The organism is Streptomyces sp. NPDC008150 (assembly GCF_042956945.1).
Classification (GTDB): Bacteria; Actinomycetota; Actinomycetes; order Streptomycetales; family Streptomycetaceae; genus Streptomyces.
In genome coordinates this window covers 130,962-157,625 of record NZ_JBIBHJ010000009.1, presented here as the reverse complement: position 1 = coordinate 157,625, position 26,664 = coordinate 130,962, and the positions used below count along the sequence as shown (strand labels likewise).

The following is a 26,664-nucleotide window of genomic DNA, read 5'->3' as shown; positions in this document are numbered from 1 at the left end:
TCCGCCCGTCCGCCCGTCCGTCCGCCGGTCCGTGTCCGCCGGCCGTTCCTCAGAGCTTGTCGATGTCCAGGTTGTCGACGGCCTCCCGCGCCACCTCGCGTCCCCTGGCCACGAAGTCGCCCTTGCCCGGGTAGGAGACCGTCAGCTTGTACATGTCGCTGCCGGTGGTCCGGTAGTAGAAGATCACGACCTCCCGGGGGCGGGGATGGTCGCTGTCGGTGGTCGTGTACGTGATCGTGTTCTCGGCCGCGCCCCTGCTCTTGTACGTGACCGGACGGGTCCGCGTCTTCGCCGGCTTCTCCGGCATGCTCAGGTCGTAACTGCCGCTCGCCTGGAAGCCTGCGTTGTCCTTGTACATCTCCGCGGGGGCGGACGACTGGATCTGGTGGTTCTCGTCCTCGGACGCCTTCAGCCGGACCAGCGTCATCCAGACACTGCCGCTCGGGTCCGCGTACTCGACCCAGTGCCCCTTGTCGGACTTCCGGTCCGGCAGCGTCCGCGTGTATCCGGCGGGGAACGCGAGCGTCGCCGCGACGTCCTTGCTGTGCTGCTTCTTCCAACCGTCCGGCAGCGGCCCCGCGAAGGGGTCCGCGAGCAGCAGGTACGCCGCCACCGCCGCCGCGACGACGACCGAGCCGGCCGCGAGCCAGGCCCCGCGGCCCAGCCGTACCGCCGTGCCGCGCCGGCCGCCGGTCTCCGCCGGGGCCGGGAGCGGCGCGAGGGCGGTCGGCGCCGGGGCGGGCGGATGAGCCGCCGCGTCGAGGAGCGCGCGTACCCGGGCGGCGTCGGGACGGCGGGCCGGGTCCTTCTGGAGCAGTGCGGTGATGACCTCCGCGAGCGGCCCGGCGGCCGAGGCGGGAGCGGCCGGCGTGGCGTTGAGGACCGACTGGAGGGTGGCCGGCGTGTTGCTGCGCCGGAACGGGGACACGCCCTCCGTGGCCGCGTACAGCGAGACGCCGAGCGACCACAGGTCGGACGCGGGGCCCGGCCGCTGCCCCAGCACCCGCTCGGGAGCGATGTACTCGGGCGAGCCGACGAAGCCCCCGGTGTCCGTCAGGTTCGTCTCGCCCTCGATCTGCGCGATCCCGAAGTCCGTGAGCACGACCCGGCCGTACCGGCCCAGCAGGATGTTGTCCGGCTTCACGTCGCGGTGCAGGACGCCGCCCGCGTGCGCGGCCTCCAGGGCACCGAGCACCTCCAGGCCGATCCGCGCGGCGTCCGCGCCGCCGAGGGTGCCCTCCTGGAGCACGTCGCCGAGCGACCGGCCGTGCACCAGCTCCATCACGATCCACGGCCGCCCGTCGACGACCGCGACGTCGTGCACGTTCACCACCGAGGGGTGGTCCAGGCGGGCGGCGGCGCGTGCCTCCCGCCGCATCCGCTCGAAGGCGTTGGCCCGCTCCCGTTCGGGCAGGTGGTCGGGCACACGGGGTTCCTTGACCGCCACCTCGCGGTCCATCGTCTCGTCCTTCGCCCGCCACACGGTGCCCATGCCGCCGTGCCCGAGCTTGGCGAGCAGCCGGTACCGCCCGGCGATCAGCCGCCCGGCCCCCTCCTCGGGGCGGGCGGACGGCGCGGTCGCGGCGGAGTCCGGCGCACCCGGGGGCGACGGGGACGAGTCCGGCGTGGACGAGTCCGGCGGGGCGGCGGGGTGCGGGGCCGGCGCGGGTGTGCCGTTGGGCGAACCCGGGGCGCCGGGCGACCGCACCGCGTCCGGCGACGGCGGCGTGTCCGGCGACGGCGGTGCGGGCGGCCCCTGCTGGGGCACGGCCGCGGCCGGTACGGCGTACGGATTGTCCGGCAGCGGGCCGGACCGGGGCCGTGGTGGCTGAAGACCGAAACTCGTTGGCTCGTCGGACCCGTACCGGGCTCCCCCGTCGCTGCTCATGCAGTCATCCATATCGCGGCGGGCGCCCCGGTATCCACAGGACGGCGTCGCGGTCACAGACCCGTGACCGCACCGGCACGCGCGCATGGCCGAAAAACCCCGCATCCAGGGCGACTTGTCCGGTGGCAGCGGATTCGTCCGCGTTGCCGGGGACGAGCCTCAGCCGGTGACCTTGTACGTCGACGACGCCTGCTCGTACACCTTCGTCACCTCGTCGCGCTGGCTGTCCGGTCCGCGGACCTGGACCACGTGGTAGTGCTGGCCGACCAGGATCGCCAGGTTGCGCACGAACAGGTCGCTGCCGTTGTCACCGGTCCACGTGAACTGCCCCTCGGCCATGGTCAGTCCGCCGACCTGGATGGTGCGCAGCCCGCTGGAGGTGGCCCAGCTGGACGAGCGGTAGGGCTGCAACTCCGGTTCCTTGTCCCGCTGGTAGACCATCGGGTCGCTGCCGCCCGTCGAGGTGCTGTCCCGGCCGGGCACGACGATGAGCTTGAAGTCGCCCTTGGAGTACACGACTTGGCCCTGACTGTTCTTCCCCGCGCGCGTCCAGCCCTTGGGCACCGCGACCTGGAAGCCCTCCGGGTCCTTGCGCAGGGTGAACCCCGCGGCGGCATCGGGCGTGGCGCCCTGCGTCTTCGTCGCGGACGGCGAGGGCGTCTTCTCCTTCGTCGGCGTCGGGCTCGCGGACGGGCTCGTCGAGGCACCGTCGGAGGAACCGGCGCTCGGTCCGGACGGCGACGGTGTCGCGCCGGCGTCGCCGGACACACCGGTGGACCGGTGGGCCCCGGTGTCGTCCGCCTTGGGCAGGAAGAACATCGCGTACGCGACCCCCGCGACCAGCACCAGCAGGATCGTCAGCAGCAGCCTGCGCCCGAGCTTGCCGGGCGAGCCCGCCTCCTGACGGTCGCGCTTGTGCCGTCCGTGCGCCGACGTCGCGGGCAGACCGGCCCTGCGCCTGCGCACCAGCTCGCCGCGGCGGCGCACGACCGGCAGCCGCGCGGGGTCCGCGGGCGGCGCGGGCACCACGTGCGCACCGGCCTCCGGCTCGGGCGCGGAGCGCACCAACGACCGCAGCCAGCCCCGGAGTTCCTCGAAGCTCAGCCGCTCGGTCGGGTCCTGGCGCAGCAGCGACTCGACGACCGGGCGCAGCGGCCCGCACTCCTCCGCGAACGCGGGCGGCTCGGCGCACACCATCTGCACCAGTTCGGCGGTCGAGTCCTCCGGGTACGGGGCGTGGCCCTGCACCGCCCTGAACAGCAGGGCACCCAGCGCCCACAGGTCCGTCGCGGGACCGATCGGCGCGGCGAGCTGCCAGTTCTCGTGCACCGGACCGGCCTGCTCCGGCGCCCACCGCTCGGTGACCGGGCCGACGACGGTCATCCGGGCCTGCCGGGCCCGCTCGGCCGCCAGCGCGGTGGCCGGACCGCGCCGCTGCTCCGGCGCGTGCGCGACGAGCTGGTCCCACCGCGCGGGCTCCCGCGAGACCCCCGCCCCGACGGGAAGGGGAACGGGCCCGGCGGGATGCGCGGGATTGTGCGCCCCAGGGCTGTGGACGGCGGGGCCGTGGCCGGAGGGGTCGTGGACGACGGGGTCGTGGGCGCCCGGGTGGGTGGGCGAGCCGGTGCCGGGGGCGCCCGGAAGCGCCGGGGCGTGTCCGCCGCCGGGGCCGGTGGCCGGACCGTTGCCGGGGCCGTAGGGCCCGTTCCCCTGCGCGGGCCGGGCGCCTCGCTGCTGCTCCAGGTAGGAACCCGTGGGGTACTGGCCCGCCGGGTACTGGCCACCCGGCCGGGGCTCCGGCTGGTGGGACGGGCGGGGTTGGTGCGGCGGCTGCGACGGGTGCAGGCCCGTGCCGGGTGCGGGCCGGAGGGCGGCGCGTCCCTGCCCGGTGCCGCCCGGCAGGGGCGAGGACGCACCGGGGTCGGCCGGCCGCGGAACCCCGCCGCGCCAGGTGGTGCCGGTGCCGCGCACCCCGTACGGGTCGGCGATCTGCCCCGGCGGAGGCGCCTGCTCGTCCGGACCGGCGGCACCGGCGCGACCGGCGTCCTCCCGGCCACCGGGACCGGACTCCTGCGCACCGCCGCCGTACGGTCCGCCCTGCGGTCCGTCCGGGCCGGTGCCCGCGCCGTTGGGCGGGTGCTGCTGCCCCCGGTCGTCGGGGCGGGCCCCAGCGGCGCCGCCCTCCGCGGGCTGCCGCGGCGGGGACAGTGCGGGCCTGCCGCCCTGCTGGGACTCCTGCACACGGGCCGCCGCACGCGCACCCGCCCGGTACGCGGCGATCGCGCCCGCGCGTGCCGCCCGGATGTCGTTGCCGGGGTCGTCCGTGCGGCGGGCGGGCACACCGGCCGCGCCGCCCTCACCGGCCGGCCTGCCGGGTGCCCCTGGGGCCTGCTGCTGTCCGGGCCCGGCCGCACGGGCCTCGATCGCGGCACGCCGCGCCGCCTCGGGGTCGCTGCGGCGCATCGGGTCGGGGATGCCGCCCATGCCCTGACCGGGGCCGGAACCCGCACGGCCCCCCGGGTACGCGGCACCTCCCGGACCCTGCAACTGCCCCGGGCCGTAAGCCTGTTCCGTACCGGTGCCAGTGCCGGGGCCGGGGCCGATGCCGGGGGCTCCGGTGGGGGCGCCGCCCTGGCCCGGGTGCGTGCCGGGGTGCGCGCCGGGTCCGGGGCCCACGGCCGGACGGAGTTCGCCGGGGGCCGGGTGGTTCGGTGCCGGGGCGCCGCCGGGTGCCGGGGGCGAGGGCGGCTGCGGGGCGGGGGCGCCGAACGGGGTGCCCAGGTCCGGCACCGGGTCGTACCCGCACAGGGCCTCCTCCGCGGCGCCGACCGCGAGGCCGGTCAGCATGACCCGGCCGTCGTCCCCTATGAGCACGGTGCGCGCGGTGATGTTGCGGTGGACCCAGCCGTGGGCGTGCAGCACGCGCAGCGCCATGAGCAGGTCGGCGGCGACCTCCGCCGCCCGGTACGGCGTCAGCGGCTGCTCCGCGAGGAGGGCCGCGAGGGGCCGCGCGGGCACCAACTCGCTGACTATCCACAGCGAACCGCCGTCGGCGAACACGTCGAAGACCTGGTCGAGCCGCGGGTGGTCGGGGATGCGCGCCGCCGCCTGGGCGGCCTCGACCGCGCGCCGCACGGCGGGGTCGGCCGGACGCCGGGTGGCCGTCCGCGCGGGGGCGCGCCGCGTGCCGCGGTCACGGGCGGTGAACCCGTCCGGCAGCCCCTCGGCGTCGAGCACCTCCGCCTCGACCACTTCGGGCAACGGCACCTGGCGGACGAGGACTTCCTGACCGCTGTAGGTGTCGAAGGCCCGTGTCTCGGTGAGTTCGTACTCGTCGGAGGGCGGCAGGGGCAGGCGGTAGCGGTCGGCGAGAACTCGTCCCGCGTACTCGTCCACGATGCCTCCCCCGGTCGCTCGGCCTGTCAATTCCGTTCGCCCTGCGGCCCGTTATGGATGCCTACGGTCCGCAACCACTCACGATACGTGCCGGAGGCAACCCGCAACGACGGGATACAACATCTTGCGCCGCAAACCCCGCCCGCTCACCTCAACCCTTCGGTTCGAAGGAGGCGGTCAGTGTCTGCCATGTTCCCTTACGGAGGCCGGTGTCCCAGTTCGCGGCCTTCGCCGAGTACATCAGGGCCGACCCGAGATGGTCGTTGACGACGAACCCGCGGTCGATGGTCCGCATCTTCGTTCCGCCGTCCACGGAGGTGAACTCCCAGTCGGCCGTGTTCCAGCCGCGGTAGCTCACCTTGGCTATTCGGATCCGCTGGTACTGCGAGCGCGTCATGTAGCGCTCCTGGTTCTTCCAGTCCGCGACCGGGTCGCTCTTCGGCGTGGACGTGGGGGCGGCCACGAGCAGGTGCTGCCCGGAGGGACCGGTGAAGCGGGTGCCCGCCGAGTCGGAGCTGCTGTACTTCCAGCCCGCGGGCAGCCCGATGCTGAACCAGCTCCCGTGGTACGTCGACGCGACTGCCGCCCCGCCGGAGCTCGAACCCGAACCGCCGCTCGACGACGCGGACGCCGACGCCGACGTCTTCGCGCTCGGCGTGGACGTCGCGGACGGCGAGGTGCTCGCCGACGCGGACGCCGAGGCCGACGCGTCGGAGTCGCCGCCCGTGGTGTTCTGCTTGTCGTCGCCGCCGGCACTCGCGCTCGCCGCCGAACCGCCCTTGTCCTTCGCGCCGTTGGCGGAGTCGTCGCCGCCGCCGAGCGTGAGGGCCAGCACGATCGCCGTCACCACCAGCACCACGACCACCGCGATGATCACCAGGGTGCGGCGGGGCACCACGTCGGTCAGCGACGCCTTGGGCGCGGGCCTCGGCGGCAGGTCGGGTGCCGGCATCGCGGGCCATCCCGAACCGCTCTGCCCACCTCCGGCCCCCTCCCGGGGACCGGGCACCTTCTCCGAACGCCCACCCGACACCGGCGCCGAGGCCGACGCGGCAACGGCCGAGGCCCCGCCCCGCGACGCCGACCGCGCCCCGGACTTGGCGGAGCCCTTCGAGCCGGCCACGCCCCCCGACGCGGAAGACGACTGCCCGGACGGGGACTGCGCCGACGGGGACTTCCCGGACGGCGACTGCGCCGACGGGGACCCCGTCACCGCATCCGCGCCCGACGTCCCGCCCGACGCCGCTCCCCCGGAGCCCGGTCCGCCGGCGGTGCCGGTGGAACCCGGGGCGGGCTTGCTGCGAGCGGCAGCGGCCGCGGTGGCGGCTCCGGCGGCCGTGGCCGCCTTGCGCACGGAACGCAGCGCGCCGCGCAGCCGGTCGCCCGACTCCTCGCGGCGCCCGGTGCCGACGGCCGCGTCGCCGGACGTCCGCCCGTCCGACTGCGCGGGCAGCGGCACGACCTTCGTCGCGTCCAGCGGCACGTCCGCACGGGCCGCGCCGGGCTCGGGCGCGCTGATCACCGCGTTGAGCATCTTGCGGGCGCCCGCGTCGTCTAGGCGCTGGTCGGGGTCCTTGGTGAGCAGCCCGTAGATGACGTCCCGCAGGGGTCCCGCGTTCTTCGGCTCCTCCAGCGGCTCCGTCATCACCGCGGTCAGCGTCGCGATCGCCGAGCCCTTGTCGTACGGGGGCATGCCCTCGACCGCCGCGTACAGCAGACCGCCGAGCGACCACAGGTCCGCCGCCGGCCCCGGCTTGTGCCCGCGGGCACGCTCCGGGGAGATGTACGAGGGGGCGCCGACGAGCATGCCGGTGGAGGTGATCGACGGGTCGCCCTCGACCTGCGCGATGCCGAAGTCGGTGAGGACGACCCGGCCGTCCTCGGAGATCAGCACGTTCGACGGCTTCACGTCGCGGTGCAGGATGCCCTCACGGTGCGCGGACCGCAGCACGTCGAGCACCGCGAGCCCGACCTCGGCGGCGCGCCGGGGTTCGAGCAGACCGTCCTCGCGGATGACCTCGGCGAGCGACTTGCCCTCGACGAGCTCCATCACGATCCACGGCCGGTCGTCCTCGTCGACCACGTCGAAGACGGTCACCGCGCTGGTGTTGCGGATCCGCGCGATCGCCTTGGCCTCGCGCAGCGTCCGCGTGATCAGCCGGCGCTTCTCGTCCTCGTCGATGTTCGTCGGGAACCGCAGTTCCTTGACGGCGACCGTGCGGCCCAGGGTCTCGTCCTCGGCCCGCCACACCGTCCCCATGCCGCCGCGGCCGAGCACGTCCCCCAGCCGGTACCGCCCGGCGAGGAGACGTGCGCTCTTGTCCTGACGGGATGTCCCCGCCCGCTCCGCCTCCGACATGCGTCCCCTCATACAACCCGCCCTGACAGAGCCTTCATTGTCCCTCACCCGACAAGTGCCCCTCGCCCCGGGTGTCTCCGGTGCGCGGGGTGCCCGCGAGTGCCCGCGGAGCCTGTGAAAGGCCCGTCGTACGGCCCTGGATGACGGACCGTGACAAGGGGAGGAACTGCGATGCCACTGCTTCGCACCCTACTGGCCGTGCCGGTGGTGTTGATCCTCGTGGGCTTCGCTCCGTACAGCGCGCGTTCCCTCATACCCGGGTCCGACACGGTTCTCGCCCAAATGGTCTTGGGCGGTGACGCCCGCGCCACGACCGCCCGCGCGGCCGCGCGCCTCGTCGCGGCAAAGATCCCGTACGCGAACGCCGGGCCGGTGCCCTGCCGACCGGCGGGTTCCCCGGCCGCCGGGACGCCAACTGGCCGTCGCGGGGCGGCTTTCCCGCCCCGGCGCCGTGAAGCGGCGTCTGCCGGGCCGGTGCGGGGCGGGGGTGGCAACGCCGGGCGCGCTCCGGCCCTGCCGTCTCCCGCTGCCCCGCACCGAGGCCCGTGCGACCTCGCCGAGGGCACCCGGGGCGCCTGTCCCGGTCACGCCTCATCAGGCCGCCGTACGTATCGCACTCACCCTTCACCACCCGCCCTCCTGGCCGCCGCGTCCGCAGCCGCGGCCTCTCGCACCCGAACCACCGGTCCCGTGTCCACGCTCTTGCCTCTGCCTGATGGTCACCTCCCCTTTCTCCCGTCGTCCTCCCGGCCTTCCTCGCCCCTTGCGCCTCGCCGCTCCCGGCCGACGGTGTCCCACTCCCCGCGCGCCGGCTGCGCGGGATGCTGGACACCGGTGACGGCCAGGGGCTCACGGCGCCTTGGGGCGCCCGGGGTGCCGTGGAGGCCGAGCGCGGATCCCTGCCCCGAACCGGCGCCGTCCGCGGCCGAGTTCCGCCCTCGCACTTCCTAGAACGAGCCGGTTCCGAACGAAGATCCCGGATCGGCTCACACGTTCGGGTGACACTCTGTCCCCGCCCTCACCACACCGGCCTCACGGCCCCCACCGCACACACCGCCCCCACCGCCCGCACGGCTCCACCGCGCCCGCGCCCGCGGCGGCAAACGGACCCGGGCCGGCGCCCCGCACCGGGGGCACCGACCCGCCCGCCCAACTCCCCTCCCCCGCCCGCTACAGCGGCACGATGTCCGGCGCCCCCAGCCGTGCCGCGTCCGCCGTCAGGTCGTCGGGCTGGCGCTGCGACTCCCGCTCCGCCTCGACCCGCTTCTCGTAGTGCTCCACCTCGCGCTCGATCTGGTCCTTGTCCCAGCCCAGCACGGGTGCCATGAGCTCCGCGGCCTCCCGGGCGCTGCGCGTGCCCCGGTCGAAGGTCTCGATGGAGATACGGGTGCGGCGCGTCAGCACGTCGTCGAGGTGGCGGGCGCCCTCGTGCGAGGCCGCGTACACCACCTCGGCGCGCAGGTAGTCGTCGGCGGCCTGGAGCGGCTCGCCCAACGAGGCGTCGGCCGCGATCAGTTCGAGGAGTTCCTCCGCCGCGGAGCCGTACCGGTTCAGCAGGTGCTCGACGCGCACCACGTGCAGGCCGGTGCGTTCGGCGATGCGCGCCCGCGCGTTCCACAGCGCCTGGTAGCCCTCGGCGCCGAGCAGCGGGGTCTCCTCGGTGACGCACTCGGCGACCCGCTGGTCGAGCCCGTGCACCGCCTCGTCGACGGCGTCCTTCGCCATCACCCGGTACGTCGTGTACTTGCCGCCCGCCACGACCACGAGGCCGGGGACGGGGTGCGCCACGGTGTGCTCGCGGGACAGCTTGCTGGTGGCGTCGGACTCGCCCGCGAGGAGGGGCCGCAGTCCCGCGTACACGCCCTGGACGTCGTCGCGGGTGAGCGGGACGGAGAGGACGGAGTTGACGTGCTCCAGGAGGTAGTCGATGTCGGCGCTGGAGGCCGCCGGGTGGGCCTTGTCGAGGTCCCAGCCGGTGTCGGTGGTGCCGACGATCCAGTGCCTCCCCCAGGGGATGACGAACAGGACGGACTTCTCCGTGCGCAGGATGAGGCCGGTGGTGGAGTTGATGCGGTCCTTCGGGACGACCAGGTGGATGCCCTTGGACGCGCGGACGTGGAACTGGCCGCGCTCGCCCACCAGGGCCTGGGTGTCGTCGGTCCACACACCGGTCGCGTTGACGACCTGTTTGGCACGGATCTCGTACTCGCCGCCCGCCTCCACGTCCTCCACGCGCGCGCCCACGACGCGTTCGCCCTCGCGAAGGAACCCGGTGACACGCGCCCGGTTGGCCACCTTCGCGCCGTACGACGCCGCCGTGCGCACCAGGGTCGCCACGTACCGCGCGTCGTCCATCTGCGCGTCGTAGTACTGGAGGGCGCCCACCAGGGCGTCGCGCTTCAGGCAGGGGGCCACCCGCAGGGCATGGCGGCGGGTCAGGTGGCGGTGCACCGGCAGGCCGCGGCCGTGTCCGCGGGCCATCGACATGCCGTCGTAGAGCGCGACGCCCGATCCTGCGTACAGGCGCTCCCAGCCCTTGTGCTGCAAGGGGTAGAGGAACGGGACGGGCTTCACGAGGTGCGGCGCGAGCCGTTCGAGCAGCAGTCCCCGCTCCTTCAACGCCTCCCGCACCAGGGTGAAGTCGAGCATCTCCAGGTACCGCAGCCCGCCGTGGATCAGCTTGCTGGACCTGCTCGACGTGCCCGAGGCGTAGTCCCGGGCCTCCACCAGGCCGGTGGACAGGCCGCGGGTCACCGCGTCGAGCGCGGTGCCCGCACCGACCACTCCGCCGCCCACCACCAGTACGTCCAGCTCACGCTCGGCCATCGCCGCCAGAGCCTGGGCGCGCTGCTCCGGTCCCAGTGCCGCTGTCCTCATGCTGCCTCCAGCTGTCGGTCGCGTCGGCCGCACCTCTGGGGCGAAGCCCGGCTCCGTACCCCCTGCCCAAATTCTGACCGTGATGCCCCGTTCCAGCCACCACGGAGCCAGGGCTGTGGAAAACCCGGATCGGCCGACGGCTCCCGCGGCGGGAGGACCCGCGGATCCGCACGTCAACACTCCGGAGACTCGACCGACCAATCCCGCATATCGGTCATATTTACTCCTAGTCTGACATTGCGCTCGCCCATCCTGTCCACCGGGCTTGCGCACCTGTCCCGCTTCGGTTACTGGGAAGGACGGCCCACGCCATGCCCGCAGATCTCGCCGTGATCGGACTCGGCCCGCTCGGCCTGCCGCTGGCCCAGGCCGCCGTCGCCGCCGGCATCTCCACCCTCGGCTACCGCACCGGCGCCGAGGCCGGGTCCGAGGCGGGCTCGCTGAGTCCCGCCGAACTGCGCCGGATGCTCTCGGGGGGCTTCCGGCCGACCGCGAACCCCGCCGAACTCGGCCGGGTGCGCACGGCGGTCATCTGTGCGCCGACGCCCCGGGGCGCGGACGGCGGGATCGACCTCGGCCAGGTGGAGGCGGCCGCGCGCACCCTGGCCGCGCGGCTTCGCCCGCACACCACGGTGATCCTGGAGTCGCCCGTGCACCCGGGCACGACGGACAGGTTCCTGCGGCCGATCCTGGAGGAGGGTTCCGGGCTGCGCGCGGGGCGCGACTTCCACCTCGCGTACTCCCCGAGCCGCGTCGACCCGGGCAACCGCGACTTCACCCCCGCCAACACCCCCAAGGTGATCGGCGGCCTGACTCCCGCCTGCACGGAGTCCGCGGCGGCCTTCTACGGACGGCTCACGGACCGCGTCGTACGCGCGCGTGGTCTGCGCGAGGCGGAGACCGTGCAGGTCCTGGAGACGAACTTCCGGCACGTCAACATCGCCCTGGTCAACGAAATGGCCGTGCTCTGCCACGAGTTGAGCGTCGACCTGTGGGACGTCATCCGGTGCGCCGAGACCAAGCCGTTCGGCTTCCAGGCGTTCCGGCCCGGCCCCGGCGTCGGCGGCCACGGCCTGCCGCAGGACCTGACCGGCCACGCCGTGCGCACCCTGCGCATGGTGGAGCTCGCCCAGCAGGTCAACGGCCGCATGCCGCGCTACGTGGTGCAGCGCGCGGCCACCCTCCTGAACGAGCACGGCAAGTCGGCCCGCGGCGCGCGCGTGCTGCTGCTCGGCGTCAGCTACAAGGCCGACCTCGGCGACCAACAGGGCACCCCCGCCCACGAGATCGCGATCCGGCTGATGGAGCTGGGGGCCTCGGTCAGCTACCACGACCCGCACGTGCCGTCCTGGAGCGTCCTCGACCGGCCCGTGCCGCGAGCGGAGTCGCTCTACGAGGCCGCCGCCGACGCCGACCTGACGATCCTGCTCCAGCAGCACCGCACGTACGACCTCCAGGGCCTGTCGGTGAAGGCCCAGCTCCTGCTGGACACACGGGGGGCGACCCCGACGGGCGCGGCACACCGTCTCTGACGGTCCCGGAGCCCTCCAGCCGCACAAACTCGCTGGTGGCAGGGGGGCACCGGCCTGCTAGTCTCCTGCCACTCGTCGCACATCGGTGCGCACACGAGCCTGCCGCAGCACCCCCGCGCACTCCGGGGCCGTGCTGCGGCAATCTGCTTGCGCCTGTTCGTTCCGTTCGCCTTGCCGTCCCGTGGGGGGATTCCTGTCATGAGCCAGTCAGTGCCGCCGCCGCAGTCGCCGCAGCCCGCCGAGGGCACCGCACCCGGGCGGCCCGCCGACGCCGTTCCCGCGCCGCAGCCCGGGGCCGTGCCCGTACCGGCCGCGGCGCCCCAGGCCGCTCCGGCCGCCGGGGCCCCCGCCACCGCGCCCGGCGCGGTCCCGCCGCCCGCCCCGGCGGCCGGGACGGTGCCGAGCCGGCTGCCCCCGCCGGGATTCGGCGCCGCACCCGCGTACCCGGCGGTACCCGCGATTCCGGTACCGCCCGCGCGTCCCGCGAACGTCGGGCTCGGCCTGCTGTCCGCCGTGGTCGCCGCCGTCGTCGCCGCCGCGCTCTACGGCGTGATCATCGGCCTGACCAAGCACGAGATCGGCTACGCGGCGGTCGGCGTCGGTTTCGTCGTGGGCCTCGCGGCCGGCAGGGTCGGCGGCCGCAACCCGGTACTGCCCGTGGTGAGCGCGGTGCTCGCTCTCGCCTCGGTCTACCTGGGCCAGCTCGTCGGCGAGGCGATGATCGGCGCGGACGCGGTCGGCGTGAGCTTCACCGAGGTCTTCTTCCACCACTTCGGCATCGTCCAGGACGCCTGGAAGGCGGACGCGGACCCGCTGACGTTCCTCTTCTTCGCGCTCGCCGCGTTCGCCGCCGTCTCCGGCGCGAAGAAGAGCGCCGTCTGAGCGACGCCCCCCGGCATGCCCGCAACGCACGCGTAGGGCCCGTTCTCCCAGTGATGCCACTGGGAGAACGGGCCCTACGCGTGCGTGCGTACTGTTCGCTGCCGGCCGGCCGTCAGCGCTTGTGCTGCGAGTCCGCGACGGTGACCTCGACGCGCTGGAACTCCTTGAGCTCGCTGTAGCCGGTGGTGGCCATCGCGCGGCGGAGGGCGCCGAAGAAGTTCATCGAACCGTCGGGGATGCGCGAGGGGCCGGTGAGGACCTCCTCCAGCGTGCCGACGGTGCCGAGGTCGACCTTCTTGCCGCGCGGCAGCTCCTCGTTGACGGCCTCCATGCCCCAGTGGTGGCCGCGGCCGGGGCCGTCGCTGGCACGGGCGAGCGGGGAGCCGACCATCACCGAGTCGGCGCCGCAGGCGATGGCCTTGGGCAGGTCGCCGGACCAGCCGACACCGCCGTCGGCGATCACGTGCACGTACCGGCCGCCGGACTCGTCCATGTAGTCGCGCCGGGCCGCCGCCACGTCCGCGACCGCGGTCGCCATGGGCACCTGGATGCCGAGGACGTTGCGCGTGGTGTGCGCGGCGCCGCCGCCGAAGCCGACCAGCACGCCCGCCGCGCCGGTGCGCATCAGGTGCAGGGCGGCGGTGTAGGTGGCGCAGCCGCCGACGATCACCGGGACGTCGAGCTCGTAGATGAACTGCTTGAGGTTCAGCGGTTCGTGCGACCCGGAGACGTGCTCGGCGGACACGGTGGTTCCGCGGATGACGAAGATGTCGACGCCCGCGTCCACGACGGCCTTGGAGAACTGGGCCGTGCGCTGCGGGGAGAGCGCGGCGGCGGTGACGACACCGGAGTCGCGCACCTCCTTGATGCGCGCGCCGATCAGCTCTTCCTTGATGGGCGCCGCGTAGATCTCCTGGAGCCTGCGGGTCGCCGCCTCGTCGGGGAGCCCGACGATCTCGTCGAGCAGCGGCTGCGGGTCCTCGTAGCGGGTCCAGAGGCCTTCGAGGTTCAGCACCCCGAGGCCGCCCAGCTCGCCGATACGGATCGCGGTGGCCGGGGAGACGACCGAGTCCATGGGGGCGGCCAGGAAGGGCAGTTCGAAGCGGTACGCGTCGATCTGCCAGGCGATCGAGACCTCCTTCGGGTCCCGCGTACGGCGGCTCGGGACGACGGCGATGTCGTCGAAGGCGTACGCCCGGCGGCCGCGCTTGCCGCGCCCGATCTCGATCTCAGTCACGTCTGTGGCCTTTCCCTCTGCGTTTCAGCGCCTCCCAGTATCCCCGACGCGCGCGTACCGGGCCGCCCCGCGGGCACGCCGAGGGCGGTCCCGGAGACCCCGGGACCGCCCTCGGCACCACTCGGACCGTGCGTCACGCGCGCGTACGGCTCACTTTCGGCGGCTCACTTGCGGCTGTAGTTGGGCGCCTCGACCGTCATCTGGATGTCGTGCGGGTGGCTCTCCTTGAGGCCCGCCGACGTGATGCGCACGAAGCGTCCGTTGTCCTGGAGTTCGGGGACCGTGCGGCCGCCGACGTAGAACATCGACTGGCGCAGGCCGCCGACGAGCTGGTGCACGACGGAGGCGAGCGGGCCGCGGTAGGGCACCTGGCCCTCGATGCCCTCGGGGATCAGCTGCTCGTCGGAGGCGACGCCCTCCTGGAAGTAGCGGTCCTTGGAGAACGACTTGCGGTCGCCGCGCGTCTGCATGGCGCCCAGCGAGCCCATGCCGCGGTACGACTTGAACTGCTTGCCGTTGATGAAGAGCAGCTCGCCGGGCGACTCCTCGCAGCCGGCCAGCAGCGAGCCCAGCATCACGGTGTCCGCGCCCGCGACCAGGGCCTTCGCGATGTCGCCCGAGTACTGCAGGCCGCCGTCGCCGATGACCGGCACGCCGGCCTCTTTGGCGGCGAGGGACGCCTCGTAGATCGCGGTGACCTGGGGGACGCCGATGCCGGCGACCACGCGGGTGGTGCAGATGGAGCCCGGTCCGACACCGACCTTGATGCCGTCCGCGCCCGCGTCCACGAGCGCCTTGGCACCGTCACGGGTGGCGATGTTGCCGCCGATGACGTCGACGCCGGTGGAGTTCGACTTGATCTTGGCGACCATGTCGCCGACCAGCCGGGAGTGACCGTGCGCGGTGTCGACGACGATGAAGTCGGCGCCGGCGGCGACCAGCGCCTGGGCGCGCTCGAAGGCGTCGCCTGCCACACCGACCGCGGCACCGACGAGCAGCCTGCCCTCGGCGTCCTTGGCGGCGTTCGGGTACTTCTCGGCCTTGACGAAGTCCTTGACCGTGATCAGGCCCTTGAGGATGCCCGCGTCGTCGACCAGCGGCAGCTTCTCGATCTTGTGACGGCGCAGCAGCTCCATGGCCTCGGCGCCGGAGATGCCGACCTTGCCGGTGACCAGCGGCATCGGCGTCATGACCTCGCGCACGCGGCGCGCACGGTCGTTCTCGAAGGCCATGTCACGGTTGGTGACGATGCCGAGCAGCTTGCCCGCGGGGTCGGTGACCGGGACGCCGCTGATGCGGAACTTGGCGCACAGCGCGTCGGCCTCGCCGAGGGTGGCGTCCGGGTGGATGGTGATCGGGTCCGCGACCATGCCGGACTCGGAGCGCTTCACCAGGTCGACCTGGTTGGCCTGGTCCTCGATGGACAGGTTGCGGTGCAGGACTCCGACACCGCCCTGGCGGGCCATCGCGATCGCGAGACGCGACTCGGTGACCTTGTCCATGGCGGCGGAGAGCAGCGGAATCTTCACCCGGACGTTCTTGGAGACGTACGAGGCGGTGTCGATATCGTCGGGCGCCATGTCCGACAATCCCGGCAACAGCAGCACGTCGTCGTAGGTCAGCCCGAGGGTCGCGAATTTGGCGGGCACTCCGTCGACGTTGGCAGTCATGACACCTTCCCCATATGGCCTTGCTCGGTGCGGATGTCCATGCTAACGGGAACCGGGGGTCGGCCATTCCACCGATCGGGAGGGCGACTTCTTCGTATGTTCGTACGGATGCCGTGAGCTGGCCGTTCACCCGGACGGGCGTACGGGTGGGGACGTGGAACGGCTGAGTCGTTCTTCACAAAGGCGACGCGCGAAGACCAGCCGACCGGCGGCGCGTGCCGCATCGCGGACGGGCCGCCGCGGGACGGCCGACTACTGCTCCGCCAGCGCCCTGAGCCTGCTCAGCGCCCTGTGCTGCGCCACCCGGACCGCGCCGGGCGACATGCCGAGCATCTGGCCCGTCTCCTCCGCCGTGAGCCCCACCGCGATGCGCAGCAGCAGGAGTTCGCGCTGGTTGTCGGGGAGGTTGGCGAGCAGCTTCTTGGCCCATTCGGCGTCGCTGCTGAGCAGGGCGCGCTCCTCGGGGCCGAGGGAGTCGTCGGGGCGCTCGGGCATCTCGTCGGAGGGCACGGCGGTGGAGCCGGGGTGCCGCATCGCGGCCCGTTGCAGGTCGGCGACCTTGTGGCCGGCGATGGCGAAGACGAACGCCTCGAAGGGGCGGCCGGTGTCCTTGTAGCGGGGCAGTGCGAGAAGGACGGCGACGCAGACCTCCTGCGCCAGGTCCTCGACGAAGTGGCGCGCGTCGCCGGGCAGCCGGGACAGCCGGGTGCGGCAGTAGCGGAGCGCGAGAGGGTGGACCCGGGCGAGCAGATCGTGTGTGGCCTGCTCGTCGCCGTCGACCGCGCGACGGACGAGCGCACCGATCACCGTCGTCTCGTCGTCGCGCATCGGTCCATGGTGCCCTGGCGTCGTCGAATCCGTGGCACCGCGTCCGTTGTTGTGCACCGAAGCGTTATGAGCAGGTGCGCCGGAACTCATCCCCTGCGCCCTCCCCTTCCGCTCGACCGACTCGTCCCCGAGGAACTCCACACCTCAAGGATGCGGCATCCGCGGCGAAACGAGCAGCGGGCGTCCGACGGGTCTCGTCCACATCCCCGTCCACGTGCGGGAACGGGACTTCGCTTCGTCCTCGTGACCGGGTTCGAGGGCCCGGAGGACCACGGCCCGGCCGCTGCGGCGACCGGACGCGGGTCCGCCGGCCGGAGTACCCGGTGGCCGCCGTCGGCCCACCGCCCCGTACACCGTCCGCCGGGGACGGACGCGAGCGGCCGGGATCCGACGACGGGCCGGGGCGCTTCTGATGGACCTCCGCGGGAGGACGCGGACGGCGACGCGGCACGGGCGACCGCGGCCGGCGCACCGTGCGGGAGTGCCGGACACCGCGCACCACGGGGGTCCATCGGAGGCGCCCCTCTGCCCGATGCCCTAGCGCACCAGACCCCACCGGAAGCCGAGCGCCACGGCGTGCGCGCGGTCCGATGCGCCGAGCTTCTTGAACAGGCGGCGCGCGTGGGTCTTGACCGTGTCCTCGGAGAGGAACAACTCCCGGCCGATCTCCGCGTTGGAGCGGCCGTGGCTCATGCCCTCCAGCACCTGGATCTCGCGCGCGGTGAGGGTGGGCGCCGCACCCATCTCGGCCGAGCGCAGTCTGCGCGGCGCGAGCCGCCAGGTCGGGTCGGCCAGGGCCTGCGTCACCGTCGCGCGCAGTTCGGCGCGGGAGGCGTCCTTGTGCAGGTACCCGCGGGCCCCGGCGGCGACCGCGAGGGCCACACCGTCGAGGTCCTCGGCGACCGTGAGCATGATGATGCGCGCACCGGGATCGGCGGAGAGCAGCCGCCGCACGGTCTCGACACCGCCCAGTCCGGGCATGCGCACGTCCATCAGAATGAGGTCCGAACGGTCGGCACCCCAGCGGCGGAGGACTTCCTCGCCGTTGGCCGCCGTCGTCACGCGCTCGACACCGGGCACGGTCGCGACCGCGCGGCGGAGCGCCTCTCGGGCAAGCGGGGAGTCGTCACAGACGAGGACGGATGTCATGGCTGTCCTCCGCGGCTCTCACAGCTGCTGCGCGTCACCTTGAGCCTCCAGGCTGGTACGAAATCGTCACCTGTGCGGTCGACCGCCTCGGACGCCTGCCCGAGCGCTTGTGTTCTCAACCGCCACCGCACTACCAACGACGGTCACTCGAAAGAGTTACGGGGGCACATGCCGTCTTCGGCACTCTACGTGAGGGGGCGGACACACCACAGGAAGCAGCGGCGGACCCTCGTCTTTTCACCACAACCCATGCCCCGTTCAGACCCTTTTCTTCCCTTTTGTCAGTGTCTGAGGCTAGATTCGCAATGAGTCATATTTTCATCTCCTTAGATCGGAGATGTACGGTCGTTGGCACCGTATCCGCCCAGAACCGCTACAAGGGGTCACGTAATGGCAGATTTCTCCCGCCTTCCCGGACCGAACGCGGACCTGTGGGACTGGCAACTCCTTGCCGCCTGCCGGGGGGTCGACAGCTCGCTCTTCTTCCACCCGGAAGGTGAGCGCGGGGCGGCTCGCAGCGCACGCGAGAACTCGGCCAAGGAGGTCTGCATGAGGTGCCCGGTCCGCGCGCAGTGCGCGGCGCACGCACTGGCGGTGCGCGAGCCGTACGGCGTGTGGGGCGGCCTGACCGAGGACGAACGCGAGGAACTCATGGGACGCGCGCGCAACCGCCTGGTCACGGCGTCGGCCGCGGGCGCGGACAGATCCTCCGACGACTGAGGGGCGCGCACGGAACGACGACTGAAGGAACGTTTCTCTCTACAGCTCTGCCCGGATCCGTCCGCGACGCACGCGCGTGCGTCGCGGTGCTGCGCGGTGCAAGGGGGTGCGCGGCGCGCGGTGCGGGCGGGTCGTGCCGTGCCGTCAGGCGGCGGGTGAGGCCGCCCGCGCCAGGTGGTCGAGCATCGCGGCGACCGCGGGCACGCGGGCCAGGTCCGGCAGGGTGAGCGCGACGATCTCGCGCCGCACCGCCGGTTCCAGCGCCACCGTGCGGGTGCCGCGCGGGCGGACGGAGTCCACGGCGAGCTGCGGCAGGACGGCGACGCCGAGTCCCGCGCCGACCAGCCCCACCACGGCCGGGTAGTCGTCGGTCGCGAAGTCGATGCGGGGCGTGAAACCGGCGCCCTCGCACACCTCGACGAGCTGGCCGCGGCAGCGCGGGCAGCCCGCGATCCAGGGCTGGTCGGCGAGTGCCTCGATGGCCAGGGACTCGGCCGACGCGAGCGGGTGCCCCTCGGGGACCAGCGCGACGAGACGGTCGGCCAGCAGCGGCCTGACCACCAGGTCGTCCCACTCCTCGGCGCCCGCGGCACCGGCGTACCGGAAGGCGAGCGCCACGTCGCAGTCGCCCTCGCGGAGCATGCCGACCGAGGCCGGCGGCTCGGCCTCCTCCAGGGAGACCCGGGTGCCGGGGTGGTCCGCGCGCAGGGCGGCGAGGGCGGTGGGGACGAGGGCGGAACTGCCGCTGGGGAAGGACACCAGGCGGACCCGGCCGGCGCGCAGCCCGGCGATGGCGGCGATCTCCTCCTCGGCCGCGGTCAGGCCGGCGAGGATGCCGGACGCGTGGCGCACCAGCGCCTCGCCCGCCTCGGTGAGCCGCATCTCGCGGGCGCCGCGGATCAGCAGCGGGGTGCCGGCCGCCGTCTCCAGCGCCTTCATCTGCTGGCTGACGGCGGGCTGCGTGCAGCCCAGTTCGCGGCCGGCCGCCGAGAAGGAACCGGTGGCGGCCACCGCGCGCAGGACTCTGAGATGCCGGGCCTCGATCACGCATCCGAGCATAAGGGAAACTTATCCACAGCGCCGAAATCCACTTCCCCGCTTTCACCGGGCGCTCCTAGAATGCCCGCATGAAGCTGCTCTCCGTGAATCTGGGCCGTCCGCGTCCGCAGCCGTACACGGACCAGGTGGGCGGAGTGACGGGCATCGACAAGCGGCCGGCCGACGGGCCGGTGCGCGTGGCGGCGCCCGGCCCGAAGGGGACGTCCGGCAGCGGGCTGGCCGGGGACAGCGTCTGCGACCTCCGGCACCACGGGGGCGACGACCAGGCCGTGTACGCGGTGGCCCGCGAGGACCTGGACGAGTGGGAGCGCACGCTGGAACGGCCGCTGGCGAACGGCTGCTTCGGCGAGAACCTGACGACCGAGGGCGTCGACGTCTCCGGCGCGCTGATCGGCGAGCGCTGGCGGGTGGGTCCCGACCTGCTGCTCGAAGTCACCAGCGGGCGCATCCCGTGCCGCACCTTCCAGGGCCACCTGGGCGAGCGCGGCTGGGTGAAGCGGTTCACCGGGCGGGCGGCACCGGGCGCCTACCTGCGGGTGATCGAGCCCGGGGAGATACGGGCCGGCGACAGTGTCGAGGTGGTGCACCGGCCCGGCCACGAGGTGAGCGTCGCCCTGCAGTTCCGGGCGGTCACCACCGAGCGGCACCTGCTGCCGCTCCTGCTCGCCGCGGGCGCGGCCCTGCACCCGGAGGCGCGGGCCACCGCCCTCAAGTACCAGGAGCGGTACGGGTCCTGACGGGGCGCGCGGCCTCGGGGCGCGCGCGGTCGGCGCGGCCCCCGGAGGTATCTACTCTGGGGCCATGACAACGGCTCTGATCACGGGATCGACTGCGGGAATCGGTGCCGCGTTCGCGCGGCGCCTGGCGGCGGACGGGCACGACCTCGTCCTGGTGGCGCGCGACACCGAACGGCTGCACGAGCAGGCGACCGAGCTGCACGACCGGCACGGCATCGAGGCCGAGGTGCTGACCGCGGACCTGTCCCGCGACGACGGCATCGAGGCGGTCGCCAAGCGGCTCGGCGACCGCAAGAACCCCGTGGATCTGCTGGTCAACAACGCGGGCTTCGGCAACAAGGGCCGTTACCTCGACGTCCCCATGGCCGACGAGCTGACGATGCTGAAGGTGCACTGCGAGGCGGTGCTGCGGCTGACGTCGGCCGCCGCGGAGGCGATGCGCGAGCGGGGCCGGGGCGGTGTGGTGAACGTGGCGTCGGTGGCGGCGTTCGTGCCGCGCGGCACCTACGGGGCGTCCAAGGCCTGGGTGGTCCAGTTCACGCAGGGGGCGGCCCGGGACCTCGCGGGCAGCGGGGTGCGGCTGATGGCGCTGGCCCCGGGCTTCGTGCGGACGGAGTTCCACGAGCGGGCGGGCATGGGCACGGACAACATCCCGGGGTGGATGTGGCTCGACGCGGACAAGCTGGTCGCGGCGGCGCTTCAGGACCTGGCCCGGGGCCGCACGCTGTCGATCCCGGACCCGCGCTACAAGGCGCTGATGGGTCTGGTGAAGGTGACGCCCCGCGCGCTGCTCGGCGGGATCACCTCGCGCACGGGACGCAAGTACGGCCCGCAGTAAGGAAGTTGCCGCATCCCCGTGGCAACGCCGAGGCCCGGCACCCCGTGCGGGGTGCCGGGCCTCGGCGTGAAGTGCCGCTGACGGCGGTGCGTCAGTGCGAGTGGCCGTGGCTGTGACCGGCGGCCGCCGGCTCCTCCTCCTCCGGCTTCTCGACGACCAGGGTCTCGGTCGTGAGGAGCAGGGAGGCGATGGAGGCGGCGTTCTCCAGGGCGGAGCGGGTGACCTTGACCGGGTCGATGACGCCGGCCTTGACCAGGTCGCCGTACTCGCCGGTGGCGGCGTTGAAGCCCTGGCCCTTGTCGAGCTCGGCGACCTTGGAGGTGATGACGTAACCCTCCAGGCCGGCGTTCTCGGCGATCCAGCGCAGCGGCTCGACGGCGGCGCGGCGGACGACCGCGACACCCGTGGCCTCGTCGCCGGTCTTGCCGAGGTTGCCCTCCAGGACCTTCACGGCGTGGACGAGCGCGGAGCCACCACCGGAGACGATGCCCTCCTCGACCGCGGCGCGGGTCGCGGAGATGGCGTCCTCCAGACGGTGCTTCTTCTCCTTCAGCTCCACCTCGGTGGCGGCGCCGACCTTGATCACGCACACGCCGCCGGCCAGCTTCGCGAGGCGCTCCTGGAGCTTCTCGCGGTCCCAGTCGGAGTCCGTGTTCTCGATCTCGGCCTTGATCTGGTTGACGCGGCCGGCGACCTCGGAGCTGTCGCCACCGCCGTCGACGATCGTGGTGTCGTCCTTGGAGACGGTGACGCGGCGGGCGGTGCCCAGCACGTCGAGACCGACCTGGTCGAGCTTGAGGCCGACCTCCTCGGCGATGACCTGGCCACCGGTGAGGGTGGCGATGTCGCCGAGCATGGCCTTGCGGCGGTCACCGAAGCCGGGGGCCTTGACCGCGACCGCGTTGAAGGTGCCGCGGATCTTGTTGACGACCAGGGTCGACAGGGCCTCGCCGTCGACGTCCTCGGCGATGATCAGCAGCGGCTTGGAGGCGTTGGCCTGGATGACCTTCTCCAGCAGCGGCAGCAGGTCCTGGATCGAGGAGATCTTGCCCTGGTGGATCAGGATGTACGGGTCGTCGAGGACGGCCTCCATACGCTCCTGGTCGGACACCATGTACGGGGACAGGTAGCCCTTGTCGAAGGCCATGCCCTCGGTGAAGTCGAGCTCCAGGCCGAAGGTGTTGGACTCCTCGACGGTGATGACACCGTCCTTGCCGACCTTGTCCATCGCCTCGGCGATGAGGTCACCGACCTGCTTGTCCTGGGCGGACAGAGCGGCGACGGCGGCGATGTCGGCCTTGTCGTCGATCGGGCGCGCGGTGGCGAGCAGCTCGTCGGAGACGGCCTTGACCGCGGCGTCGATGCCCTTCTTCAGGGCGGCCGGGGAAGCACCGGCGGCGACGTTGCGCAGGCCCTCGCGCACGAGCGCCTGGGCGAGCACCGTGGCGGTGGTGGTGCCGTCACCAGCGATGTCGTTGGTCTTGGTGGCCACCTCCTTCACGAGCTGCGCGCCGAGGTTCTCGTACGGGTCCTCGATCTCGACCTCGCGGGCGATGGTCACACCGTCGTTGGTGATGGTGGGAGCGCCGAACTTCTTGTCGATGACGACGTTGCGGCCCTTGGGGCCGATCGTCACCTTGACCGTGTCGGCAAGCTTGTTGACGCCGCGCTCGAGGGCGCGACGGGCGTCCTCGTCGAACTTCAGGATCTTCGCCATGGGAGCGTTGGCCCTCTCGGGAATCTAGAGGTGCAAAGGGTTGAAACGAACGGCGCCCCCGACGCCCGGCTCAGTGGGTCGCGGGGGGCCAGGGGCGCCGTTCGGTGCAAAAGGTGCTTCGCGTGGAAGCGGGTGAACTACTTCTCGATGATCGCGAGCACGTCGCGGGCCGAGAGGACGAGGTACTCCTCGCCGTTGTACTTCACCTCGGTGCCGCCGTACTTGCTGTACAGCACGATGTCGCCGGTCTTGACGTCGAGCGGAAGACGCTCGCCGTTCTCGAAGCGGCCCGGGCCCACGGCCAGGACGACGCCCTCCTGGGGCTTCTCCTTGGCAGTGTCCGGAATGACCAGGCCGGAGGCCGTGGTCTGCTCGGCGTCGAGCGGCTGGACCACGATGCGGTCCTCAAGCGGCTTGATGGCAACCTTGGAGCTGGCGGTCGTCACGATCCGACCTCCCCCTTCGGAGATCTCACGGGGTTAACTGTCTGAGGTGGCGACCAGGTCGATCCGTCGTCGCGGGTGCCGGACCTGCCCGTCGCTATTGGCACTCTCCTGCGGGGAGTGCCAGAGGCGAGACTATGACCGCGATTAGCACTCGGTCAAGCGGAGTGCCAATCGACGGCGTCGCGGCGTGCCGGGGCACGGTCCGGCGGGGGCTCCCGGCGCCCCGGATTCCCGCCCCCGCCGCCTAGAGGTAGTCCTCCAGCCGCGCCACCGTGAGCCCCTCGCGTCCGGCGCGGCGCAGCAGCGCGGTCGTGCGCTCGCGCAGGGACGTGCCGCCGGCCTGTTCGTCGGAGCCGACGGAGACGATGTCGCCGGGCAGCAGCCGGTGCTCCCCGGCGGTGAAGCGCAGCCCGCCGTCCGCGGTCGCCGCCGCCCGCCCCAGCACGAGTGCGGAGACACCGCAGCCGGCCGCAGCCCGCCGGGTGACGGTGTCGTAGACGCCGTAGGGCGGGCGCAGCAGCCGGGGGCGGACGCCGAAGCGGGCGCGGATCTTGTCCTGCTGGCGGCAGATCTCGGCGCGCTGTCCGGCGTACGGCAGCCCGCGCAGCGCGGTGTGGTCGAGGGTGTGGTTCTGCACGCTCGCGCCGACGGCCATCAGGTGCGCGAAGTGCGCGTACCCCGGCCCGACGACGTCGTCGGTGAGGAACACGCTGACGGGCAGCCGCAGTTCGCGGACCATGTCGACGAACCGGGGGTCGCGTTCGGCCGCGTCGTCGTAGGTCAGGAAGACGACGCGGTCGCGGGTGGGCACATGGTCGACGACCGGCGCGAGGCCGGACGCCGCCGGGCCGGCGAGCGGGCGCCCGGACGGCTTCGGGGCGCGCGCGAGCGGGGCGGCGAGGCCCCAGCGGCGGTACGGCGGCAGCGCGGCGGTGACGGCGCCGTGCGGGTGCGGGCTCCCGGTGTGCACCCGCTGCGCCGCCTTCCTGCCCAGCCGTTCGATGGGGTCGACGGACTGGGCGCAGCCGGTGAGCAGGGCGAGGACGGCCGCCGCGAGCAGGGCGGCGACCGGCCGTCGCGGTCTCACAGGTAGTCCTCCAGACGGGCCACGGCGTACCCCTTGTCCGTGATCTGCTGGAGGAACCGCCGGATCATGTCCGGCATGGTGCCCTTCCAGTCCTTGGTGCCGCGGAAGTGCGTGAGGACGATGTCGCCGGGGTGCAGGTCGCGGTCCCACTCGCGGTACTCCCAGTGGTCGACGAACACCTCCTCGTCCCAGATCGGGGCGTACTTCACGCCGCAGCTCGCGGCGGCGCGCAGGGTGTCGCGGTTGTAGTTGCCGTAGGGCGGGCGGAACAGCTTCGGCCGCTTGCCGTACTGCTTCTCGATCACGTCCTGCATCGCGCAGATCTCGTGCTTCTGCTGCTCGTAGCTCAGGGCGGGCAGGTACGGGTGGTGCAGGGTGTGGTTGTTGAGGGTGATGCCGCGGTCCTGCATGCGCTTGAAGTACGCGTAGTCGTCCTTGATCAGGTAGTCGCTGAGGAAGACCGTGTACGGGATCTTCAGCTCGCTCATCATGCGCAGGAACGCGGGGTCCTTCTCCTCGCCGTCGTCGATGGTGAGGAAGACGACGCGGTCCTTGGTGGGGATCGTGGTGAAGACCGGCGGCAGGTCCTCCTGGCCGTCGACCTCGAACCCGTCGCGGGCGGTGATGACGGGCTTGGTCGCGGGCGGCGGCGGGGCGGTCAGCGGCACCTTGTCCAGACCCCAGCGCTTCGCCGCCGCGACGCGGGCCGCCTGGGCGGCGCGCAGTCTCGTCGCGTAGGAGTCGAGGGCGCGGGCCGGGGGCGCCTGGAGCGGCTGCTGTCCGGCGGCGGGGCGGACGGCACCGTCCCGGTCCGCCTGGGCGCAGCCGGCGAGGACCGCCGCGGCGGCGAGCACCGCGGTGCCGGCCCGCACGATCCGGAGACGGGCCTTCCGAGAAGACCCCTTTTTGTCATTTTGTCCTACTACTCGCATGGTGCCGGATCCTCGCAAACCCCCGGCCGCGCGCCCGGCCGACACCGCCACGACCGGCGCGGCGTCCACCGACTGGCCCACAATGAGCCGGTGAACGACGTGACCGACCCCCTGCGCGCCCTCGCCCCGCTGCTCACCCCCGAGGGCCGCGCCCTGCTCGACGAGGTGCGCGGCACCGACCCGGCGAAGGAACTCGCCGTCGCCACCCGGCTGCGCCGCGACCACCCCGCCGAGCTGGTCTCGGCGGCGCTCGCGCAGGCCCGGCTGCGGCAGCGCGCGGCGGCGAAGTTCGCGGCGCCCGACGCGGAGCGGATGTTCTTCACCCCGAACGGCTTCGAGCAGTCCACGCGCGCCGCCGTCGCGGAGTACCGGGCCGGGCGGATGCGCGACCTGGGCGTGACGTCGGTGGCCGACCTGTGCTGCGGCATCGGCGGCGACGCCGTCGCGCTGGCCCGCGCGGGCATCCGCGTCCTCGCCGTGGACCGGGACCCGCTGACGGCCGCGGTCGCCCGCGCCAACGCCGCCGCCCTCGGCCTGGACGCGCTGATCGAGGTGCGCGAGGCGGACGTCACCGAGGTCGACACCGCCGGGTACGACGCCGTGTTCGCCGACCCCGCGCGGCGCGGCGGCCGCGGCCGCGTCTTCGACCCGGAGGCGTACTCCCCGCCGCTGTCGTGGGCGATCGGGGCGGCGCGTTCCGCTCCCCTGGCCGCCCTGAAGATCGCGCCCGGCGTACCGCACGAGGCGGTGCCCGAGGACGCGGCGGCCGAGTGGATCTCGGACGGGGGGGACGTCAAGGAGGCCGTGCTGTGGTTCGGCACCGGCGACGCCGGCGCCGTGACCGCGACGCTGCTCCCCGGCCCCCGGGTCCTGCGCGGCCGCGGTCTGCCGAACCCGCCGGTGCGCCCGGTCGGCCGCTACCTCTACGAGCCGGACGGTGCCGTCGTCCGGGCGCACCTCGTCGCGGAGGTGGCCGAGGAACTGGGCGGCGGACTGGTCGACGAGACGATCGCGTACGTCACGGCCGACGAGGCGCGCACGACGCCGTACGCGTCCGGGTACGAGATCACCGACCAACTCCCCTTTGGTGTGAAGAAGTTGAAGGCGCTGCTGCGGGAGCGCGAGGTCGGCACGCTCACCGTGAAGAAGCGCGGCTCCGCGGTGGAGCCGGAGGAGCTGCGCCGTAAGGTGAAGCCCCAGGGCCGCAACGCGGCGACGGTGTTCCTGACCCGGGTGGCGGGTGCCCCGGCGATGCTGATCGGGCACCCCCTGCCGCCCGCGGGGGCGTGAACGGACGTACGCGGCAGCCC

19 protein-coding genes are annotated in these 26,664 nt (G+C 73.3%); 6 read left to right on the top strand and 13 right to left on the bottom strand.

The annotated features are described in order from the left end of the window. Positions 1-49: 49 nt before the first annotated feature. From ACFZA0_RS22735 to ACFZA0_RS22720, 4 genes are all read right to left on the bottom strand, one after another. A complete protein-coding gene (locus ACFZA0_RS22735; protein WP_391019872.1) occupies positions 50-1,888 on the bottom strand; it encodes a protein kinase in 1,839 nt (612 codons plus the stop codon). 159 nt (positions 1,889-2,047) lie between these two features. Continuing rightward, positions 2,048-5,284, bottom strand: a complete 3,237-nt coding sequence (locus tag ACFZA0_RS22730) for a protein kinase (protein WP_391019869.1) — start codon at positions 5,282-5,284, stop codon at positions 2,048-2,050. Positions 5,285-5,435: 151 nt separating this feature from the next. After that, a complete protein-coding gene (locus ACFZA0_RS22725; protein ID WP_391019866.1) occupies positions 5,436-7,643 on the bottom strand; it encodes a protein kinase in 2,208 nt (735 codons plus the stop codon). A 1,170-nt stretch (positions 7,644-8,813) separates the two neighbouring features. Next, the gene (locus tag ACFZA0_RS22720) at positions 8,814-10,520 is read right to left on the bottom strand and encodes an FAD-dependent oxidoreductase (protein ID WP_391019863.1); all 1,707 of its coding nucleotides are present in this window, start codon (positions 10,518-10,520) and stop codon (positions 8,814-8,816) included. Between the two features lie 311 nt (positions 10,521-10,831). On the opposite strand from ACFZA0_RS22720, the gene ACFZA0_RS22715 reads away from it, so the two are divergent. Both ACFZA0_RS22715 and ACFZA0_RS22710 read left to right on the top strand, forming a co-directional pair. Beyond that, positions 10,832-12,052, top strand: coding sequence for a nucleotide sugar dehydrogenase (locus tag ACFZA0_RS22715; protein ID WP_391019860.1), 1,221 nt, complete (start codon positions 10,832-10,834; stop codon positions 12,050-12,052). A 198-nt stretch (positions 12,053-12,250) separates the two neighbouring features. Next, the gene (locus tag ACFZA0_RS22710; RefSeq protein ID WP_391019857.1) at positions 12,251-12,934 is read left to right on the top strand and encodes a hypothetical protein; all 684 of its coding nucleotides are present in this window, start codon (positions 12,251-12,253) and stop codon (positions 12,932-12,934) included. A gap of 112 nt (positions 12,935-13,046) precedes the next feature. Here ACFZA0_RS22710 and ACFZA0_RS22705 read toward each other — a convergent pair whose 3' ends face one another. The 4 genes from ACFZA0_RS22705 to ACFZA0_RS22690 all read right to left on the bottom strand — a co-directional run bounded on the left by ACFZA0_RS22705 (position 13,047) and on the right by ACFZA0_RS22690 (position 17,818). Beyond that, a complete protein-coding gene (locus ACFZA0_RS22705) occupies positions 13,047-14,171 on the bottom strand; it encodes a GuaB3 family IMP dehydrogenase-related protein (protein ID WP_391019854.1) in 1,125 nt (374 codons plus the stop codon). A 164-nt stretch (positions 14,172-14,335) separates the two neighbouring features. Continuing rightward, positions 14,336-15,841, bottom strand: coding sequence for an IMP dehydrogenase (gene guaB, locus ACFZA0_RS22700; protein ID WP_391019851.1), 1,506 nt, complete (start codon positions 15,839-15,841; stop codon positions 14,336-14,338). Positions 15,842-16,093: 252 nt separating this feature from the next. Next, positions 16,094-16,669, bottom strand: a complete 576-nt coding sequence (locus ACFZA0_RS22695) for an RNA polymerase sigma factor ShbA (protein WP_391019848.1) — start codon at positions 16,667-16,669, stop codon at positions 16,094-16,096. A 537-nt stretch (positions 16,670-17,206) separates the two neighbouring features. Further along, positions 17,207-17,818: a response regulator transcription factor gene (locus ACFZA0_RS22690; protein WP_003948568.1), complete on the bottom strand. Its 612-nt coding sequence runs from the start codon at positions 17,816-17,818 to the stop codon at positions 17,207-17,209. A 390-nt stretch (positions 17,819-18,208) separates the two neighbouring features. Between ACFZA0_RS22690 and ACFZA0_RS22685 the strand changes: the two genes are divergently transcribed. Beyond that, positions 18,209-18,538 (top strand): WhiB family transcriptional regulator, encoded by a 330-nt coding sequence (locus ACFZA0_RS22685; protein WP_391019845.1) that lies wholly within the window; start codon positions 18,209-18,211, stop codon positions 18,536-18,538. A 144-nt stretch (positions 18,539-18,682) separates the two neighbouring features. On the opposite strand, the gene ACFZA0_RS22680 is transcribed toward ACFZA0_RS22685, so the two are convergent. Beyond that, a complete protein-coding gene (locus ACFZA0_RS22680; protein ID WP_391019842.1) occupies positions 18,683-19,585 on the bottom strand; it encodes a LysR substrate-binding domain-containing protein in 903 nt (300 codons plus the stop codon). Positions 19,586-19,665: 80 nt separating this feature from the next. On the opposite strand from ACFZA0_RS22680, the gene ACFZA0_RS22675 reads away from it, so the two are divergent. Together ACFZA0_RS22675 and ACFZA0_RS22670 are read left to right on the top strand one after the other, a co-directional pair. Then, positions 19,666-20,334 (top strand): MOSC domain-containing protein, encoded by a 669-nt coding sequence (locus tag ACFZA0_RS22675; RefSeq protein ID WP_391019838.1) that lies wholly within the window; start codon positions 19,666-19,668, stop codon positions 20,332-20,334. Positions 20,335-20,398: 64 nt separating this feature from the next. Next, on the top strand, positions 20,399-21,172 hold the full coding sequence (locus ACFZA0_RS22670) for an SDR family NAD(P)-dependent oxidoreductase (RefSeq protein WP_391019835.1): 774 nt from the start codon (positions 20,399-20,401) through the stop codon (positions 21,170-21,172). Positions 21,173-21,263: 91 nt separating this feature from the next. Here ACFZA0_RS22670 and groL read toward each other — a convergent pair whose 3' ends face one another. The 4 genes from groL to ACFZA0_RS22650 all read right to left on the bottom strand — a co-directional run bounded on the left by groL (position 21,264) and on the right by ACFZA0_RS22650 (position 25,354). Continuing rightward, positions 21,264-22,889 carry a chaperonin GroEL gene (groL, locus tag ACFZA0_RS22665; RefSeq protein WP_391019832.1) on the bottom strand — a complete coding sequence of 542 codons (1,626 nt, stop codon included), beginning with the start codon at positions 22,887-22,889 and terminating at the stop codon, positions 21,264-21,266. A gap of 137 nt (positions 22,890-23,026) precedes the next feature. Then, complete coding sequence (groES, locus tag ACFZA0_RS22660) at positions 23,027-23,335, bottom strand: co-chaperone GroES (RefSeq protein WP_055493212.1); 309 nt, start codon at positions 23,333-23,335, stop codon at positions 23,027-23,029. Between the two features lie 244 nt (positions 23,336-23,579). Then, positions 23,580-24,422, bottom strand: a complete 843-nt coding sequence (locus ACFZA0_RS22655; RefSeq protein WP_391019829.1) for a polysaccharide deacetylase family protein — start codon at positions 24,420-24,422, stop codon at positions 23,580-23,582. Then, positions 24,419-25,354 (bottom strand): polysaccharide deacetylase family protein, encoded by a 936-nt coding sequence (locus ACFZA0_RS22650; protein ID WP_391019827.1) that lies wholly within the window; start codon positions 25,352-25,354, stop codon positions 24,419-24,421. Before ACFZA0_RS22650 ends, ACFZA0_RS22655 begins: the two co-directional genes overlap by 4 nt. 90 nt (positions 25,355-25,444) lie before the next feature. Here ACFZA0_RS22650 and ACFZA0_RS22645 point away from each other — a divergent pair, with 90 nt between their 5' ends. After that, positions 25,445-26,644, top strand: a complete 1,200-nt coding sequence (locus ACFZA0_RS22645) for a methyltransferase domain-containing protein (protein ID WP_391019823.1) — start codon at positions 25,445-25,447, stop codon at positions 26,642-26,644. Positions 26,645-26,664: the final 20 nt, after the last annotated feature.